This window comes from Halomonas sp. Mc5H-6, from assembly GCF_024124705.1.
In the GTDB taxonomy this organism is placed as follows: domain Bacteria; phylum Pseudomonadota; class Gammaproteobacteria; order Pseudomonadales; family Halomonadaceae; genus Vreelandella; species Vreelandella subterranea.
In genome coordinates this window covers 17,059-33,689 of record NZ_JAMXSI010000016.1, presented here as the reverse complement: position 1 = coordinate 33,689, position 16,631 = coordinate 17,059, and the positions used below count along the sequence as shown (strand labels likewise).

At 59.1% G+C, this 16,631-nt stretch carries 14 protein-coding genes and 1 tRNA gene; 9 read left to right on the top strand and 6 right to left on the bottom strand.

Annotated features, from left to right (window positions below; all coding sequences use genetic code 11):
* Positions 1 to 41 precede the first annotated feature (41 nt).
* The 9 genes from NH395_RS16770 (at position 42) to NH395_RS16730 (ending at position 10,346) form a co-directional block, all read left to right on the top strand.
* A tRNA-Met gene (locus NH395_RS16770) sits at positions 42 to 118 on the top strand.
* Between the two features lie 290 nt (positions 119 to 408).
* Positions 409 to 870, top strand: a complete 462-nt coding sequence (gene rimP, locus NH395_RS16765; protein WP_066316117.1) for a ribosome maturation factor RimP — start codon at positions 409 to 411, stop codon at positions 868 to 870.
* Between the two features lie 72 nt (positions 871 to 942).
* Complete coding sequence (nusA, locus tag NH395_RS16760) at positions 943 to 2,457, top strand: transcription termination factor NusA (RefSeq protein ID WP_092827102.1); 1,515 nt, start codon at positions 943 to 945, stop codon at positions 2,455 to 2,457.
* A 27-nt stretch (positions 2,458 to 2,484) separates the two neighbouring features.
* A complete protein-coding gene (gene infB, locus NH395_RS16755) occupies positions 2,485 to 5,040 on the top strand; it encodes a translation initiation factor IF-2 (RefSeq protein WP_253026484.1) in 2,556 nt (851 codons plus the stop codon).
* A gap of 15 nt (positions 5,041 to 5,055) precedes the next feature.
* The gene (gene rbfA / locus NH395_RS16750; RefSeq protein WP_253026482.1) at positions 5,056 to 5,469 is read left to right on the top strand and encodes a 30S ribosome-binding factor RbfA; all 414 of its coding nucleotides are present in this window, start codon (positions 5,056 to 5,058) and stop codon (positions 5,467 to 5,469) included.
* A complete protein-coding gene (truB, locus tag NH395_RS16745) occupies positions 5,469 to 6,392 on the top strand; it encodes a tRNA pseudouridine(55) synthase TruB (protein ID WP_253026480.1) in 924 nt (307 codons plus the stop codon). The genes rbfA and truB overlap by 1 nt, the downstream gene beginning before the upstream one ends.
* Before the next feature lie 119 nt (positions 6,393 to 6,511).
* Positions 6,512 to 6,781: a 30S ribosomal protein S15 gene (gene rpsO / locus NH395_RS16740; RefSeq protein WP_066316110.1), complete on the top strand. Its 270-nt coding sequence runs from the start codon at positions 6,512 to 6,514 to the stop codon at positions 6,779 to 6,781.
* Positions 6,782 to 6,920: 139 nt separating this feature from the next.
* Entirely contained in the window at positions 6,921 to 9,083 is a 2,163-nt protein-coding gene (gene pnp / locus NH395_RS16735; protein ID WP_253026478.1) for a polyribonucleotide nucleotidyltransferase, read from the top strand.
* Positions 9,084 to 9,176: 93 nt separating this feature from the next.
* On the top strand, positions 9,177 to 10,346 hold the full coding sequence (locus NH395_RS16730; protein ID WP_253026476.1) for an MFS transporter: 1,170 nt from the start codon (positions 9,177 to 9,179) through the stop codon (positions 10,344 to 10,346).
* A gap of 71 nt (positions 10,347 to 10,417) precedes the next feature.
* Here NH395_RS16730 and NH395_RS16725 read toward each other — a convergent pair whose 3' ends face one another.
* From NH395_RS16725 to pcnB, 6 genes are all read right to left on the bottom strand, one after another.
* Positions 10,418 to 11,596 carry an acetyl-CoA C-acetyltransferase gene (locus tag NH395_RS16725; RefSeq protein ID WP_092827092.1) on the bottom strand — a complete coding sequence of 393 codons (1,179 nt, stop codon included), beginning with the start codon at positions 11,594 to 11,596 and terminating at the stop codon, positions 10,418 to 10,420.
* Between the two features lie 185 nt (positions 11,597 to 11,781).
* The gene (gene panD, locus NH395_RS16720) at positions 11,782 to 12,162 is read right to left on the bottom strand and encodes an aspartate 1-decarboxylase (protein ID WP_066316103.1); all 381 of its coding nucleotides are present in this window, start codon (positions 12,160 to 12,162) and stop codon (positions 11,782 to 11,784) included.
* 21 nt (positions 12,163 to 12,183) lie between these two features.
* On the bottom strand, positions 12,184 to 13,056 hold the full coding sequence (gene panC / locus NH395_RS16715; RefSeq protein WP_253026474.1) for a pantoate--beta-alanine ligase: 873 nt from the start codon (positions 13,054 to 13,056) through the stop codon (positions 12,184 to 12,186).
* A gap of 57 nt (positions 13,057 to 13,113) precedes the next feature.
* On the bottom strand, positions 13,114 to 13,905 hold the full coding sequence (gene panB / locus NH395_RS16710) for a 3-methyl-2-oxobutanoate hydroxymethyltransferase (RefSeq protein WP_253026472.1): 792 nt from the start codon (positions 13,903 to 13,905) through the stop codon (positions 13,114 to 13,116).
* Between the two features lie 134 nt (positions 13,906 to 14,039).
* On the bottom strand, positions 14,040 to 14,546 hold the full coding sequence (folK, locus tag NH395_RS16705; RefSeq protein WP_253026470.1) for a 2-amino-4-hydroxy-6-hydroxymethyldihydropteridine diphosphokinase: 507 nt from the start codon (positions 14,544 to 14,546) through the stop codon (positions 14,040 to 14,042).
* Between the two features lie 8 nt (positions 14,547 to 14,554).
* Complete coding sequence (pcnB, locus tag NH395_RS16700) at positions 14,555 to 15,940, bottom strand: polynucleotide adenylyltransferase PcnB (RefSeq protein WP_092827086.1); 1,386 nt, start codon at positions 15,938 to 15,940, stop codon at positions 14,555 to 14,557.
* Between the last annotated feature and the right edge of the window lie 691 nt (positions 15,941 to 16,631).

Here is a 16,631-nt window from a genome sequence, read left to right as displayed (position 1 = left end):
CGGAATAAGCACAAGCGTCTATTATCTGCGACCTAGATTGATGCGGGGTGGAGCAGTCTGGTAGCTCGTCGGGCTCATAACCCGAAGGTCATCGGTTCAAATCCGGTCCCCGCTACCACTTTCTGGCGATAAGCAAGCATGTGCGAGCGTTTCATGTCATGAGAGGCGACGCCATCATCAAGGGGTTTCCCAATGCTTACCGTCATGTTGGTGTAACAGGTTTCTTTCGAAAAGCCCCTTCCTGTGAAGGGGCTTTTTGTTAGCAGCTTTTCGTTAACAAGCGTGTCTCAAGGGCGGATGCCCATCGGCTTGCCGGAGGCACATTTCCGGGTAACGCCAATCAGCCACCTAGCTTTTCATATGTCTCCTGGCCAGGTGCCTGATGCAACGGCTATAGGAGCAATGTCTGTGGCCACAAAACATGCGGCGCTGCACGCGCTGATAGAACCTGTTGTTGCTGCCATGGGCTTTGAACTATGGGGCATCGACCATCTTTCGCAGGGTAAGCATTCGCGGTTGGTGATTTATATCGAACGCGAAAGCGGCGTCAATGTTGAAGACTGCGCCGATATCAGTCGTCAAGTCAGTGCGATATTAGACGTCGAAGATCCTATTCCGGGGGAGTACCGACTCGAAGTGTCTTCGCCGGGTATGGCACGCCCGCTGTATACCCTGGATCATTTTTCCCGTTTTCAAGGACACCATGTCGCATTAAAACTGCGCGCACCCTTTGACGGGCGGCGCAAGTTTCAGGGGTTGCTGGCAGGTGTCGAGGGCGACGAAATACTGCTGCAAATGGATGGCGAAGAGTATTGTTTTCCGATTGAAGGCATTGATTCTGCGCACGTTGTACCGCAGTTCGACGATTAACCAGGTGGCGTGGTGGCCGGCAGGCAGTTGGCGCGATGCACATAAGGACAGGTTTTCTGGCGAGGCAAACGCATGAGTAAAGAAATATTAATGGTCGTTGACGCGATCTCTAACGAAAAAGGTGTTCCCCGCGACGTTATTTTTGAAGCGGTGGAATCTGCTCTTGCGAGCGCGTCACGCAAGCGTTTTGACAATGAAGAAGCCAACGTGCGGGTACACATTGACCGTCGCACGGGGGATTACGAGACGTTTCGCTACTGGACGGTCGTCGAAGACGACGAATTCGAAACGCCAGATTACGAAATCAAGCAAAGCATCGCTGAACAGCGCGATCCGCCGCTGAAACTGGGCGATGTCGTCGAACAGAAAATCGAAAATGCCGTCTTTGGTCGCATCGCGGCACAAACGGCCAAGCAGGTCATCGTGCAAAAAGTGCGCGAGGCCGAGCGTGCCGAAGTCGTGCGCCAATATACCGATCGCGAAGGAGAGCTGGTCGCCGGTATTGTCAAAAAGACCACGCGCGACGGCTTGATCATTGACTTGGGTGATAACGCGGAAGCGTTTCTGCCGCGCAACGAAATGATCCACGGTGAGCGCTACCGGATGAACGAGCGTGTTCGCGCACTGCTGGTCAAGGTCGACCCCGACGCGCGTGGCGCCCAGCTGCAGCTGTCCCGGACCTGCCCCGAGCTGATTATCGAGCTGTTCAAGATTGAAGTGCCGGAAATTGCCGAGCAGCTCATCGAAATCAAGGGCGCGGCAAGGGATCCCGGTTCACGCGCCAAGATTGCCGTGAAAACCAACGACCGACGCATTGATCCCGTCGGTGCCTGTGTCGGCATGCGCGGCTCTCGCGTGCAGGCGGTATCGACCGAGCTGCAGAACGAGCGTGTCGACATCGTGCTATGGGATGACAACCCGGCACAGCTGGTGATAAACGCCATGGCACCCGCCGATGTGGCGTCTATCCTTGTTGACGAGGATGCCCATGCGATGGATGTCGCCGTCGCTCAGGATAATCTGGCCCAGGCCATTGGTCGTAGCGGCCAGAACGTGCGTCTGGCCTCTGATCTGACCGGCTGGCGGATCAACGTCATGACCGAAGACGAAGCGGAAGCCAAGCGCGACCAGGAAATTGATAGTCTGGTGGATTCTTTTGTCAGCCATCTCCAGGTCGATGAAGATGTTGCCCGCCTGTTAGTGGACGAAGGGTTCACGACTCTTGAAGAAGTCGCCTACGTGCCGCTTGAAGAGATGCTCGAGATCGAAGAGTTCGACGAGGATCTGGTTGAAGAGCTGCGTGCACGGGCGAAAGACGAGCTGCTGACGATGGCGATTGCCTCGGAAGAAGCGCTAGACGGTGCCCAGCCGGCAGACGATCTGCTGGCGATGGACGGCATGGAGCGCCATCTGGCCTTCATTTTTGCCAGCCGCGGCATTGTCACCATGGAGGATCTCGCCGAGCAGTCTGTTGATGATCTGGTCGATATCGAGGAGTTGGACGAAGCGCGCGCAGCGGCACTGATCATGACTGCCCGTGCGCCCTGGTTTGAAGACGATGACGCGTCGGATTCGAACACACAGTAAACAGGTCACGGGCTGAGGAGGGTCAATATGTCAGATATGACAGTTAAAGATTTTGCAGTAAAGGTAGGCCGCGATGTGCCCCGCCTGCTAGAGCAGATGAAAGAGGCGGGTTTACAGCACGCTTCGGAAACCGATGCGGTATCGGAAGAAGATAAGCGCACCTTGCTTAACTTTCTGAAGAAAAGTCACGGCGGCGACGGCGATGAAAGCGATAGCGGCAAGAGCCGTATTACGTTGACGCGCAAAACCCGCAGCCGTATCAAGACAGGCGAGCGCGGTAAAACCATCGAAGTTCAGGTGCGCAAGAAGAAGACGTACGTCAAGCGCTCTGAAGAAGAGGACAAGCCGAAAGCGCCTGAGCCCAAGCATTCGGGTCCGCGTCAACTCGTCGGTGACATGGCCGAAGCTGAGGCTGAAAGCAAAGCGCGTGATGCACGCGAAGCCGAAGAAAAGGCCGCTGCAGAAAAAGCCAAGGCGGCTGAAGAAGCAGCGCGTAAAGAAGCCGAACAGGCTGCCCAGGTCGAGGCTCAGAAGACACCTGACGTTCCGGTGCCCGAGCTGCAGATCGACGACACCCCGGCATCCGAAGACATGCCGCCGGCGCCGCCGAAAGAAGGCCGCTCCGACCGTCGTACCGCACCGCCCAAGAAATCAGCGGCCAAGAAGAAAGGCCGTCGTGATGACGAGGAAGATCGCGGTGATCGCGAAGAGCGCAAGCGCGGTGCTGGCGGCAAGAAAGCCAAGCGTGCCGAACGTCGCGGCGGTCGTCGTGGTGGTAGTGCCAGCGGTGGTAATGGCAAGCATGGCTTCCAGAAGCCGACTCAGCCGATCGTGCGCGAGGTCTCGATTCCCGAGTCCATCAGCGTGGCGGATCTGGCCGACAAGATGTCGATCAAAGCCAATGAAGTCATCAAGGCGATGTTCAACATGGGCGCGGCGGTCACCATCAACCAGACCATCGATCAGGATACGGCAGCCATCGTTGTCGAGGAGATGGGCCACAAGGTCAAGCTGGTGAAGGATGACGCGCTGGAAACGGAAATGCTCGAAGGCATCTCCTACGAAGGCGACGAGATCACCCGTTCACCGGTCGTGACCGTCATGGGCCACGTCGACCATGGTAAGACGTCGCTTCTCGATTATATCCGCAAGGCCAAAGTGGCAACCGGCGAAGCGGGTGGCATTACCCAGCATATCGGTGCCTACCATGTGGAAGACGAACATGGCGGCGTTACCTTCCTGGATACGCCAGGCCACGCGGCGTTTACCGCCATGCGTGCCCGCGGCGCCCAGGCGACCGACGTTGTCATTCTGGTCGTGGCGGCGGATGACGGTGTGATGCCCCAGACGGTTGAGGCGATCGAGCACTCCAAAGCGGCGGGTGTGCCGATGGTAGTGGCGGTCAACAAGATCGACAAAGAGGGTGCTGACTTCGACCGCATTCGTAACGAGCTATCGCAGCACGGCGTGATCTCGGAAGAGTGGGGCGGCGATACCCAGTTCGTCCACGTGTCTGCCAAGAGCGGTGATGGCATTGAGGAGCTGCTGGAAGCGATCCAGCTGGTCTCTGAAGTGCTCGAGCTTAAAGCCGTGCCTGAAGCACCGGGTAAAGGTGTCGTGGTTGAGTCGCGCCTGGATAAAGGCCGTGGCCCCGTGGCGACCGTGCTGGTTCAGAACGGTACGCTCAAGAAAGGCGATATCGTCCTGGCCGGGCTGCACTACGGTCGCGTGCGGGCGCTAACCAACGAACTTGCCAAGCAAGTGGACGAGGTGGGCCCGGCCATGCCGGTCGAGATCCAGGGCCTGGACGGTACGCCGGACGCCGGTGACGACTTCATGGTGGTTGCCGACGAGAAGAAAGCCCGCGAAGTGGCCAACTTCCGTCAAGGCAAGTACCGCGAAGTACGCCTGGCGCGTCAGCAAAAGGCCAAGCTGGAGAACATGTTCAGCCAGATGGGCCAGGACGAAGTGGCCAAGGTCAACATCGTGCTGAAAGCCGACGTTCAGGGTTCGCTGGAAGCCATCAAAGGGGCGTTGGAAGAACTCTCGACCAGCGAAGTCGAGGTGGCGGTTGTGTCGTCCGGCGTTGGCGGTATCACCGGTACCGATGCCAATCTGGCGCTGGCCTCTGAAGCCATCGTTGTCGGCTTTAACGTCCGTGCTGACGCCGCTGCCCGTGAGATCATCGAACGCGAAGGGCTGGATCTGCGCTACTACAGCGTCATCTACCAGCTGATCGACGAGGTCAAGCAGGCGATGAGCGGTATGCTCGCGCCGGAGTGGAAAGAAGAAATCGTCGGTGTGGCTGAAGTTCGCGACGTCTTCCGTGCGCCGAAGATTGGTGCGATCGCAGGCTGTATGGTCGTTGAAGGCAGCGTGCACCGTAACAAGAAGATTCGCGTGCTGCGCGATGACGTGGTGATCTACGAAGGTGAGCTCGAATCGCTGCGCCGCTATAAAGACGACGTACAGGAAGTGCGTAGCGGCGTTGAGTGCGGCATCGGCGTGAAGAACTACAACGATGTCCAGGTCGGCGACAAGATCGAAGTCTTTGACCAAGTGAAGGTCGAGCGCAGCCTGTAGGGCTGAGGAGCAAGCATGCGCGAATTCAAGCGTACCGACCGGGTAGCCGACCAGCTCCAGAAGGAGCTGGCGGTGCTGATCCAGCGCGAAGTGAAAGACCCGCGCCTCGGCATGGTCACGGTCAGCGGTGTCACCGTGAGCCGTGACCTGGGGTATGCGGATATCTACGTCACCCTGTTGGGTGAACAGGACGCCGAGCGTATCAAGGAAAACCTGCAGGTGCTGAAGCGGGCGGCAGGTTTCCTGAGAAGCCAGATAGCCAAGCGTATTAAACTGCGCCACGTTCCCGAGCTGCGTTTTCATTTCGATGAAAGCGTGGTGCGTGGCCAGCAGCTGTCGTCGCTGATTGACAAAGCGGTTTCAACCGACCGTGCCCGCCAGGAACAGGACGATGCAAGTGCGGATGAATCAGGCGAGGAGCCGCGTTAATGGCGCGTCGCCGTCGGGGGCTGCCGGTGAATGGCATTGTCTTGCTGGATAAGCCGAAAGGACTTTCCAGCAACCATGCCCTGCAGCGGGTGCGGCGTCTTTTCGAGGCGCAAAAAGCCGGCCATACCGGCACCCTGGACCCTATGGCGACGGGCTTGCTGCCTATCTGCCTGGGTGAGGCCACCAAGTTCTCATCGCACCTGTTGGAAGCTGACAAGGTATATCGCACCCGGGTAGAACTGGGCACGATGACCGACACGGGAGATGCAGAAGGCGCGATCATCGAGCAGCACGCCGTGCCAAGCTTGACGGTCGATGAAGTTGAAGCGACGCTATCCGGCTTTCGCGGCGAGATCGACCAGGTGCCGCCGATGTACTCGGCGCTGAAGCACGAAGGTAAAAAACTCTATGAGCTCGCCCGAGAGGGAAAGCAGGTTGAGCGTGCAGCGCGGCGGGTAAGCGTGTATGATGCCCGCCTGCTGTCCTTTGAAGGCACGGCCTTCGAGCTGGAAGTCAGCTGCAGCAAGGGGACCTACATCCGTACCCTGGCTGAAGACATTGGCAAGGCGCTGGGCTGTGGCGGTCACATCAGTCAGTTGAGAAGGCTCAAGACCGGCCCTTTCAACGGCGATGCCATGTGGACGCTGGAAGCGCTTGAGGCGTTAGCCGATCAAGCGGCCCGCGAAGCCGAGCTGATGCCGGTTGACGTGCTGGTGGATCATTTGCCATCGCTTACATTGGATGAACCGGCTTATGGGCGCTTGGCTCACGGCCAGTCCGCCAATGTGGTGTCTGGCGAATCATTGCCCCCCGAAGCGTTGGCAAGACTTTACTACGCCGAGTCGTTCATAGGTCTCGGCGTTGTAAAAGAAGGCCAGGAAGTGGCACCCAAGCGGCTGTTAAGTACGGTCGCTATCTCGTAAGGCGTTGCATCAATGCGGCGGTTTGCGAGAAAATTGCACATGAAAATAGTAGATTGAGACTGCAAATATGCGTGGTCTCACCCATTCATTGTTAGGCATATTGCTTACTGGAGAGACAGATGGCATTAACCGCTGAAAAGAAGGCCGAGATCGTCAACGAATACGGCCGCGGCGAGAACGACACCGGATCACCTGAAGTGCAGGTTGCCCTGCTGAGCGCCAATATCAACGGCCTGCAGGACCACTTCAAAACCAACAAGCAGGATCACCACTCGCGTCGTGGTCTGATCCGCATGGTAAACCAGCGTCGTAAGCTGCTGGATTACCTGAAGCGTAAAGATTTCGAACGCTATCAGTCTCTGATTCAGAGCTTAGGCATCCGCCGCTAAGTTATTGTTGGCGATGGTCGAGAAACGGGCAGCCCCTCGGGGGCTGCCCGTTTTTTTGTTTCTGGTAGCCCTATCGCGCGGCAACGCCTAGAATGGTGGCGAGTCCAAACGACCCATACGAAAAGACAAGTAGCTATTAATGTTAAAGGAAGTCGCCGTGAATCCGGTAAAGAAAACGTTCCAATACGGTCGTAGCACCGTCACCCTAGAAACCGGGCGTATCGCTCGCCAAGCCACCGGCGCCGTTATGGTGACCATGGACGATACCGTTGTCCTGTGTACCGTGGTGGCCAAGAAAGAAGCGAACCCCAACCAACCCTTTTTCCCGCTCTCGGTGCATTACCAGGAGAAGACCTACGCAGTCGGCAAGATTCCTGGCGGGTTCTTCAAACGTGAAGGCCGTCCCACCGAGAAAGAGACGCTCACATCGCGCTTGATTGATCGTCCGATCCGTCCGCTGTTCCCCAAGGGGTTCATGAACGAAGTGCAGGTGATCTGTACTGTTCTGTCGACCGATCGCAATCATGATCCAGACATCGCGGCGATGCTGGGCACCTCAGCGGCGCTTTCGATTTCGGGCGTTCCCTTTAGCGGCCCGATTGGCTGTGCCCGGGTTGGCTTTAATGAAGAGCAGGGCTACTTCCTGAACCCCACCGTTGAAGAGCTGGGCAGCTCTGAACTGGATATGGTCGTCGCGGGTACCGAGAAGGCCGTGCTGATGGTCGAGTCGGAAGCCAAAGAGCTGCTTGAAGACGAAATGCTGGGGGCTGTGCTGTTCGGGCACGAAGAAATGCAGGTCGCGATCCGGGCGATCAATGAACTGGTTGCCGAAGCCGGTAAGCCGCGCTGGGATTGGCAGCCGCCGGAAGAAAATACAGCGCTGAAAGCGGCCATGGCGGACGCGTTTGAAGCCAAAGTCGGGGAAGCCTATCGGATTACTGACAAGATGGCTCGTCAGGACGCGCTGTCTGCCCTGAAAGACGACGCCGTTGCCCAGCTTGCGGCTCCCGAAGGCGAAGAGGCGGAAGGCAAATTCAGCAAGGATGACGTCAAAGCCGCCTTCGCGGGGCTTGAAAAGCGCGTCGTGCGCTCTCGTGTCGTCAAGGGCGAGCCGCGCATTGACGGCCGTGACAATACCACGGTGCGTCCGCTGGATATCGAAGTCGGTACGCTGCCCAAAACGCACGGTTCGGCTGTGTTTACGCGTGGTGAAACCCAGGCGATTGCCATTGCCACCCTGGGCACGCTACGTGATTCACAGCTCATCGAGTCGCTGGAAGGCGAGCGTAAAGACCGCTTTATGCTGCACTATAACTTCCCTCCCTACAGCGTCGGTGAGGCGGGCTTCATGGGCGGGCCCAAGCGTCGCGAAATCGGCCATGGCCGTCTGGCGCGTCGCGGTGTTCAGGCCATGCTGCCAGCTGAAGATGCGTTTCCTTACACCATTCGGGTCGTATCGGAAATTACCGAGTCCAACGGCTCAAGCTCAATGGCGTCGGTGTGCGGTTCGTCGCTGGCCCTGATGGACGCCGGTGTGCCGCTGAAGGCACCGGTGGCCGGTATTGCCATGGGCCTGGTCAAGGATGAAGACGGCTATGCCGTATTGACCGATATCCTGGGGGACGAAGATCATCTTGGCGACATGGACTTCAAGGTGGCCGGTTCCCAAGAGGGCGTGACCGCCCTGCAGATGGACATCAAGATCGAAGGGATCAACGAAGAGATCATGGAAACGGCGCTACAACAGGCCCATACCGCACGCCTGGGAATCCTCGAGCAAATGAATGCCGTGATCGCCCAGAGCCGTACGGAAGTGTCTGAAAACGCCCCGTCCATGGCGACCATCAAGATCGATCCGGACAAGATCCGTGATGTTATCGGTAAGGGTGGCGCCACGATTCGCAAGATTTGCGAAGATACCGGCGCGTCGGTCGATCTTGACGACGACGGTACCGTGCGTATCTACGCGGAAGACAAAGCCGCCGCGAAAAAAGCCATCGACACCGTACTGGCCATTACGGCGGAAGCGGAAATCGGCAAGCTGTACATGGGCAAGGTGGTACGCATTGCCGACTTCGGCGCTTTTGTGAATATCATGCCGGGCACGGATGGGCTGGTGCATATCTCGCAGATTGTGCAAGAGCGGGTTAACAACGTCCGCGACTTCCTGAACGAAGGCGACGACGTGCTCGTGAAGGTGCTCGATATCGATAACCGCAACCGGGTGAAGCTCTCGATCAAGGAGATCACCGAAGAAGAGAAAGCGGCCTTTGAAGCCGCCGACGTGGAAGTCGCTGACTAACCAGCGGCACCGTCGATATCACCGCCCTCGCAGCGTCTCGTTGCGAGGGCGGTATTGTTTGGGGGATCGTCCGGGGACAGGGAGGAAGGAGCGATGGAGCAGCAACAAGCACCGCGTTGGTGGGCAGTGTTCGCGGTGATGATGGGGATTTTCCTGCTGGTGACGGCCGAGCAGCTACCGATTGGTCTGCTGTCGCAGGTAGCGTCCTCCATGGGCGTTACGCCAGGTATGGCAGGCTTGATGGTCACGGTGCCAGGGGTGGTGGCTGCCTTCTCGGCGCCGCTTCTGCCGGTCGCGGTGGGGCGTCTTGATCGCCGCATCATGCTAACGCTACTCATGGGCGTCATGGTGCTGGGTAGCGTGCTGACGTCGCTGGCCAGCAATTTGGCGCTACTGCTGGCCTCGCGTGTGCTGGTCGGGCTCAGTATTGGCGGTTTCTGGGCGGTCGCGGGAAGCATTGCGCCGCGTCTGGTGCCCGAGGCCCAGGTTTCCAAGGCAATGACGGTGATCTTTGGCGGGGTTGCAGCGGCGTCGGTGCTGGGGGTGCCGCTAGGAACCCTGCTGGGCGAGTTCAGCAGCTGGCGGGTTGCCTTTGGCGCGCTGGGCGGGTTAAGCCTGTTAACGGCCATGGCGCTGTGGTGTTGGCTGCCGCCATTGCCACCCCGTGAGCCGGTTCGACTGCGGATACTGGCGCAGCAGTTCAGCAACCGCGGAGTGCGGGTGGCGGTGCTGACCACCGGCTTTGTGGTGGTGGGGCACTTTGCGGCCTATACCTTTATCAGCCCCGTACTGCAGGACATCAGCGGTATTGCGCAGCGTCACGTGGGCAGCTTGCTGCTGCTCTACGGAGCGGCGGGAATCCTGGGTAATATCGCGGCAGGCATGTTCGCCGGGCGTCACCCTTATCGCGCCGTGCTGGCGATCCCCTGTGTGTTACTGCTGGTCGTTGCGGTCTTTCCCTGGCTGGGCGTGACGCCGACCAGCGGTGTGGCGTTGTTGATGGTGTGGGGCGCGGTGTTCGGCAGCGTGTCGGTGAGCATTCAAACCTGGATTCTGCGCACCGCTCCGAACACCGAAGCGGCTACCGCGCTGATGGCGTTTACCTTCAACCTATCGATCGGGTTTGGGGCGATGATCGGCGGGCGGATTGTCGACGGCACCAGCCTGCCGGTGGCGATGTGGGCCGCGTCGGGGCTGTTTTTGCTGGGTACACTGCTGGTGTTGCGAACGCCGTCGCGGGTCGTGGGGGAGAGGCACCGCTGAGCCAGGCAAAAAAATGCCCCCGTCGAGGCGGGGGCATAGCGGTGATACATCAGCCGCTTCGGCCGTACAGGCTAGCTTCGCTCAATCGCCAGTGCGACCCCCTGGCCGCCGCCGATACACAGCGTCGCCAGGCCTTTCTTCGAATCGCGGGCAATCATTTCATGCAGCAAGGTCACGAACACGCGGCAGCCGGAGGCGCCGATGGGGTGGCCCAGGGCGATTGCCCCGCCGTTGACGTTGACTTTGTTGGTGTCCCAGCCGAGTTCCTTGTTGACCGAAAGCGCCTGGGCCGCAAAGGCTTCGTTGGCTTCCACCAGGTCCAGATCGTCGAGGCTCCAGCCGGCTTTTTCCAGGCAGCGGCGAGTGGCCGGTGCGGGGCCAATGCCCATGATCGCCGGGTCGACGCCCGCGTTGGCGTAGCCGGCAATGCGGGCGAGCGGCTCCAGGCCAAGCTGTTTGGCTTTTTCCGCCGAGCAGATCATTACCACCGCGGCGCCATCGTTGAGCGCCGAGGCGTTACCGGCGGTCACGGTGCCGTCTTTCTTGAACGCCGGGCGCATGCTGCCCAGTTTCTCGGCGGTGACTTCGCGTGGGTTTTCGTCGGTATCAAACACCAGCGGGTCGCCTTTGCGCTGGGGAACTTCCACCGGCACGATCTGGCTTTTGAACCTGCCCTCTTTAATGGCGGCCGCGGCTTTCTGTTGCGACGCGGCAGCGAATTCATCCATCGCTTCACGGGTAATGCCGTACTTTTCGGCCAGGTTCTCCGCGGTGATGCCCATGTGGTAATTATTGAAGGCATCCCACAGACCGTCGTGCACCATGGAGTCGATAGCCTTCCAGTCGCCCATGCGCTGCCCGTTGCGTGAGTTGGGCAGTACGTGAGGCGATGCCGACATGTTTTCCTGGCCACCGGCCAGAATCAGCTCGGCATCGCCGCAGCGAATGGCCTGAGTCGCGAGATGCAGGGCTTTAAGGCCCGAGCCACACACCTTGTTGATCGTCATGGCCGGTACGGCCTCGGGAAGACCGGCCTTGATCGACGCCTGGCGAGCTGGGTTCTGGCCGACACCGGCGGTCAGTACCTGGCCCAGCAGCACTTCATCGACCTGGTCGGCAGCAACGCCCGTTGATGAAAGAATGTCCTTGATGACGAGTGCGCCCAGGTCACTTGCGGGAATACCGGCAAGAGATCCTCCAAAAGCGCCTACAGCGGTGCGGCGTGCCGCCACAATGACTACTTCTTGCATAACAGACTCCTGATCTAAGTAACGCCGGTGGGAAAACGCCAGCGTTTGTGTTGAGCGTTGTTGTAACCGTTATTGTCTCAGCATAGGTCTTGTATCAGCATAGGGGAAGGGTGTGGTTGGCGGCAATATGCTTTTTGGCCCAAATGAAAACGGGCCAGCGTGTGGCCCGTCGATCATCGTTTCTGCTAGGCAAGCTGGACAGGGATCGCATTACTGGTGTGGCTGACGTGGTTGCCTTCCTGAAGATACACCAGCGCGGGCTGATGGTTATCCAGCTCGGCTTCCGAATAGTGGGCATAGCTGCAGATGATGATGCGATGCCCCGGTGACGCCAGATGGGCGGCAGCACCGTTGATCGAGATCAGGCGTGAGCCTTCTTCACCGCGGATGGCATAGGTGGTGAAGCGTTCGCCATTTTCCACGTTATAGATCTGGATCTGTTCGTTCTCGCGGATGCCGGCCATGTCCAGCAGGTCGCCGTCGATGGCGCAGGAGCCTTCGTAGTTGAGTACTGCGTGGGTCACGCGGGCCATATGCAACTTGGCTTTGAGCATAATCGTGTGCATGGAAACTCCTAGATAGCAACGCTAGCGTTGGTGGCTAGCATGCGTCGCAGCCGGTAGCTGCACGCTGAGGTTGTCGATAAGCCGGGCAGGGCCGAGATGGGCGGCGGCTAGCAGAACGGCGTGGCGCGTCGAGGGGGTCACTGGGCCGAGCATGGTGTCACGCAGCTCCAGGTAGTCCGGCGTAAAGCCCGCATCATACAGGGCCGTGTGGCCTCGGTGTAGTACCTGTTCGATGGATTCGCCATGCTCTAATGCATCGCGCAAGCTGCACAGGGTTTGGTAGAGCGCAGGGGCCACTGCTCGTTCCTGCTGGCTCAAATAGCCGTTACGTGAAGACAGCGCAAGGCCATCCTCGGCGCGCACAATGGGGACGCCGATAATCTCGATGGGCAGGTGCAGGTCGCTGACCATCTTGCGAATCACCGCAAGCTGCTGGTAGTCCTTTTGGCCAAAAAAGGCCACGTCGGGCTGCACCAGATTAAACAGCATGCTGACCACGGTGGAAACGCCGTCAAAGTGCCCAGGCCGGGAGCCGCCACACAGGCCTTCCCCCATCTCGGGCACGTGCACCAGGGTCTGGGCGTCTAAACCATTAGGGTACAGCGCGCTGACGGTCGGGCTGAACAGGATATCGCAGCCTGCTTCGGTTAGCTGTGTCTGGTCCGCCTCGAAGGTACGAGGATAGGCGTCCAGGTCTTCGCCGGGGCCAAATTGCATGGGATTGACGAACAGGCTGGCGACGACCACGTCTGCGCTCTGCCGGGCGCGGGCAACCAGCGCAAGGTGCCCGGCGTGAAGGTTGCCCATAGTGGGTACCAGGGCAATCCGATGGCCGCGTAATCGGTGCTCGCGCAGCGTATGGCGTAGCTCGGAGATGTCTCGCAAAGTATGCATAGCAGTCTTGTCGTCGTTCACGGGCATTGCGCTAATACGTTCACATGGGAACATCGTTTAAAAGCAGTGTTCCGGCGCGGGGAAGGTCCGGGTTTTGACCGCCTCGTGATAGTGCTGAAACGCAGACTGAATGCTGTCGGCGTCAGCCATGAAGTTTTTCACAAAGCGCGGCGTACGACCGTGGGTCACCCCGAGAGCATCGTGCATCACCAGGATCTGGCCGTCGGTATCCGGACCCGCGCCGATACCGATCACCGGCACTTCCAGTGCTTCCGTGACCGCCTTGCCCAGGCTCGCGGGCACGCACTCCAGTAAGATGACCGATGCGCCCGCCGCAACGAGGGTTTTGGCATCGTTAATGATCTGTTCTGCCTGGGCGGCCTCTCGGCCTTGTACCTTATAGCCGCCAAGTTGATAGACCGTCTGCGGGGTCAGCCCTAGGTGTGCGCAGACAGGGACGCCACGACGGGTCATCTCGCGGATGCCGTCGGCCATCCAGGCTTCGCCTTCGACCTTGACGAGCTCGGCACCGGCGCGCATGAGAGCGGCGGCGTCATCCAGCATGCGTTCGGTGGAGGCATTGCTCATGAAGGGCAGGTCGACCATCAGCAGGCTATGGCCTTTGCCACGGGCCGTGCAGCGGGTGTGGTAACAGATGTCGTCAATGGTCACCGGCAGGGTGCTGCTGTGGCCCTGCAGGACCATGCCCAGCGAGTCGCCCACCAGCAACACATCGATCCCTGCGTGGCTGGCGGCGTGGGCAAAGGAAGCATCATAGGCGGTCAGGCAACTGAACGTTTCGCCAGCGCGCTTGTGCGCCTGTAGCGTGCTCAGGGTGACGGTTTTCATGGCGTGCTCTCATGTTCTACGTGAGGCCGACGCGGCATCGGCGTGCGGCCAGTGTTAACGCCGCCTTGTGGCGGGCGCTGAGTGGCGTAACCGGTAATTGTTACCTGAATGCAGGCTTGGTGTCGAGATGTGTGTCAGATGGTAGCCGTCGGAGTAACATCGGTATCCGTTAGCCGACGTATCGGCGCGCTATCGAGTTCGGCCCGCCAGTCACCCAGTGGGCGATGGTGGAGGCTTAAGTCCGGGGCCAGCTCGTACAAGGGGACAAGGACAAAGGCGCGTGTGTGCATATGCAAATGAGGAACCCGAAGGCGGGGCAATCGGATCGTTTCCTGGCCGTAAAGTAGCAGGTCCAAGTCGAGTGTCCGTGGCCCCCACCGGCGTTGCCTTTGTCGGCGATGTCGCTGTTCCAGCGCCTGCAGTTGGTCGAGCAGCGCAAGAGGCGAGAGTCGCGTTTCAAGCGCGGCAACCGCATTGATAAAATCGGGCTGATCCTGGGGCCCCAACGGCGGGGTGGCATACAGTGAAGAGGCACCGACCACGTCGCTCAGCGGTAGACGGGCAAGCTCGTCAAGCGCCTGACGTACCTGGGCCATGGGGTTGTCCAGGTTGCTCCCCAGGCCGATATAGGCAAGCGACATGTGCGAGGTTAACCTTCGCTCTTGCGCGGTTTGCGGCGCCGTTTACGGCGGCGGTCGCCCTGGCCTGCAGGGTCGCCGCCCACCTTTTGCAGCAGGCGGCGTTGATCGTGTTCATCACCTGTCTGGAAGGCGTTCCACCATTCACCCAGCCCGCCCGGGATTTCTCCTGACTGTTCGCGCAGCAGCAGCAGGTCATAAGCGGCCCGGAAGCGCGGGTGTTCGCGGGTCTGGAACGCCTTTTTGCCGCGGCGCAGGGGTAAACGCCCCTGAAGCTCCCAAATGTCGCGCATCGGCATGCCAAAGCGTTTGGGGATGGATACATGCTGAAGCTGTCGAGTCACTACCTGCTGAGCGGCCGCTTGTAGCGCGGGAATGGACGGCATGCCCTCGCTTTCAAGCGCTGCCTGGCGGTGGGCAACCGGGGGCCACAAGAACGCCGCCAGCAAGAACGCAGGGGTGACGGGGCGGTCTTCGGCGATACGCTTGTCGGTGTTGGCAAGCGCCTTTTCAATCAAATCTTCCGCCCATGCCGCATCCGCCATGGCCTCTTCAGCTTCGGGGAACAACATGCCAAACAGTCCGTAATGGCTTAGCATCCTGAAGGTCACCAGGCCATGACCCGACATGAACAGCTTGAGTACTTCATCGAAAAGCCTCGCCGGGGGGATACTCAACAGCAGCGGCGCAAGGTCGTACATGGGCGCTTCAGTGTCGGCGTCAATCGTGAAGTCCAGCTTGGCGGCAAACCGCACTGCCCGCAGCATGCGAACAGGGTCCTCGCGGTAGCGGGTGGCGGGGTCGCCAATCAAGCGCAGCGTCCGCGCCTCGATATCCTGCGCCCCGTTGGCAAAGTCATGGATAGTGAAATCGGCGATGTTGTAGTACAGCGCATTCACCGTGAAGTCGCGCCGCAGAGCATCCTCTTCGATATTGCCCCATACGTTGTCGCGCAGCAAAAGGCCGTCATCCGACTGTTGAGCAATGTGATCGCCGTGTTCGTCCTGGGGCTTGCCGCGGAAGGTCGTGACCTCGATGACTTCACGGCCAAAGCGCACATGCACAATACGGAAACGGCGCCCGATCAGGCGCGAATTGCGGAAAAGATCGCGCACCTGCTCGGGGGTTGCGTTGGTCGCAACGTCAAAATCCTTGGGCATTTTGCCAAGCAGGGCGTCGCGAATGCAGCCGCCTACCAGATAGGCGTCAAACCCGGCGCCATTCAGGCGATAAAGCACCTTCAAGGCAGCATCGCTGATCTGCTGACGAGAAACGGGATGCTCGGAGCGAGGTATGATGCGGGGGCTGAGCGCGCCTGATGCGCCCTGTTGGGGTTCGAGCAGAGATTTCAATTGCTCTCCCGGACTGTGTAGTAAACGGGTAAATCCTTTAAGCATGCGGCGGAATCGACTCGCAGGATATCGAAAAAATGGCCCTAATGTAAGCGACGAGTCGCTGAGTGTAGCCGACCGCTGGAGGCTTGCAAAGCGTTGGCAGGGTTGTGGCATGAGCAAGGCCGCTAAACGCAGAAAGGGGAGGCCAATAAGGCCTCCCCTGTAAAAGCGACAATCAGCGTCCGTTGCTGCTGTTTTTCTTCATGATGGCACATCGCCCTGAATACGCACCGCAGTCGGTAGGCGTGGCAATCACGTGGATTCCGACCGCCTCGTATTCAAAACAATAATCCAACCGCGAATCTTTCATCCTCCGGCGATTTGTTATTGGATCCGGGGTGTACACACTGACTGCTGTTGTTCTTGTTGGGGCGCAGTCTTTCCGGCGTACGTCGCGTCCATTTTTGGGCACTTGCCGAGTTTTATTGTTGTATGTAGCGCTTATTTTTCTTAGCGCAAGCAAGTAACGAGATACAAGCCTGTTGTTGTTGTTAGTACCGTTATCTCTGCCTGGCCCTGTTGTTCTTGTTGTGGCTCAGGTCTGGGCGGTGTCATGTTGTTTTTGTTGACGACTTACCGCGTTGCCCAGTTTGTTTTTCTTACCCAGATATATTGCACTCGACGTGCCACTCGCAAGATAACGCATGGAATTCAGGTAGTTGTGTTTTTCTGCTATGCCAGGAAAGGGTTGTGA

Coding starts and splice junctions, on each gene's coding strand:
- nusA (WP_092827102.1), top strand. CDS start 943: ATGAGTAAAGAAATATTAATGGTCGTTGACGCGATCTCTAACGAAAAA.
- infB (WP_253026484.1), top strand. CDS start 2,485: ATGTCAGATATGACAGTTAAAGATTTTGCAGTAAAGGTAGGCCGCGAT.
- rbfA (WP_253026482.1), top strand. CDS start 5,056: ATGCGCGAATTCAAGCGTACCGACCGGGTAGCCGACCAGCTCCAGAAG.
- truB (WP_253026480.1), top strand. CDS start 5,469: ATGGCGCGTCGCCGTCGGGGGCTGCCGGTGAATGGCATTGTCTTGCTG.
- rpsO (WP_066316110.1), top strand. CDS start 6,512: ATGGCATTAACCGCTGAAAAGAAGGCCGAGATCGTCAACGAATACGGC.
- pnp (WP_253026478.1), top strand. CDS start 6,921: ATGTTAAAGGAAGTCGCCGTGAATCCGGTAAAGAAAACGTTCCAATAC.
- NH395_RS16730 (WP_253026476.1), top strand. CDS start 9,177: ATGGAGCAGCAACAAGCACCGCGTTGGTGGGCAGTGTTCGCGGTGATG.
- NH395_RS16725 (WP_092827092.1), bottom strand. CDS start 11,596: ATGCAAGAAGTAGTCATTGTGGCGGCACGCCGCACCGCTGTAGGCGCT.
- panD (WP_066316103.1), bottom strand. CDS start 12,162: ATGCACACGATTATGCTCAAAGCCAAGTTGCATATGGCCCGCGTGACC.
- panC (WP_253026474.1), bottom strand. CDS start 13,056: ATGCATACTTTGCGAGACATCTCCGAGCTACGCCATACGCTGCGCGAG.
- panB (WP_253026472.1), bottom strand. CDS start 13,905: ATGAAAACCGTCACCCTGAGCACGCTACAGGCGCACAAGCGCGCTGGC.
- folK (WP_253026470.1), bottom strand. CDS start 14,546: ATGTCGCTTGCCTATATCGGCCTGGGGAGCAACCTGGACAACCCCATG.
- pcnB (WP_092827086.1), bottom strand. CDS start 15,940: ATGCTTAAAGGATTTACCCGTTTACTACACAGTCCGGGAGAGCAATTG.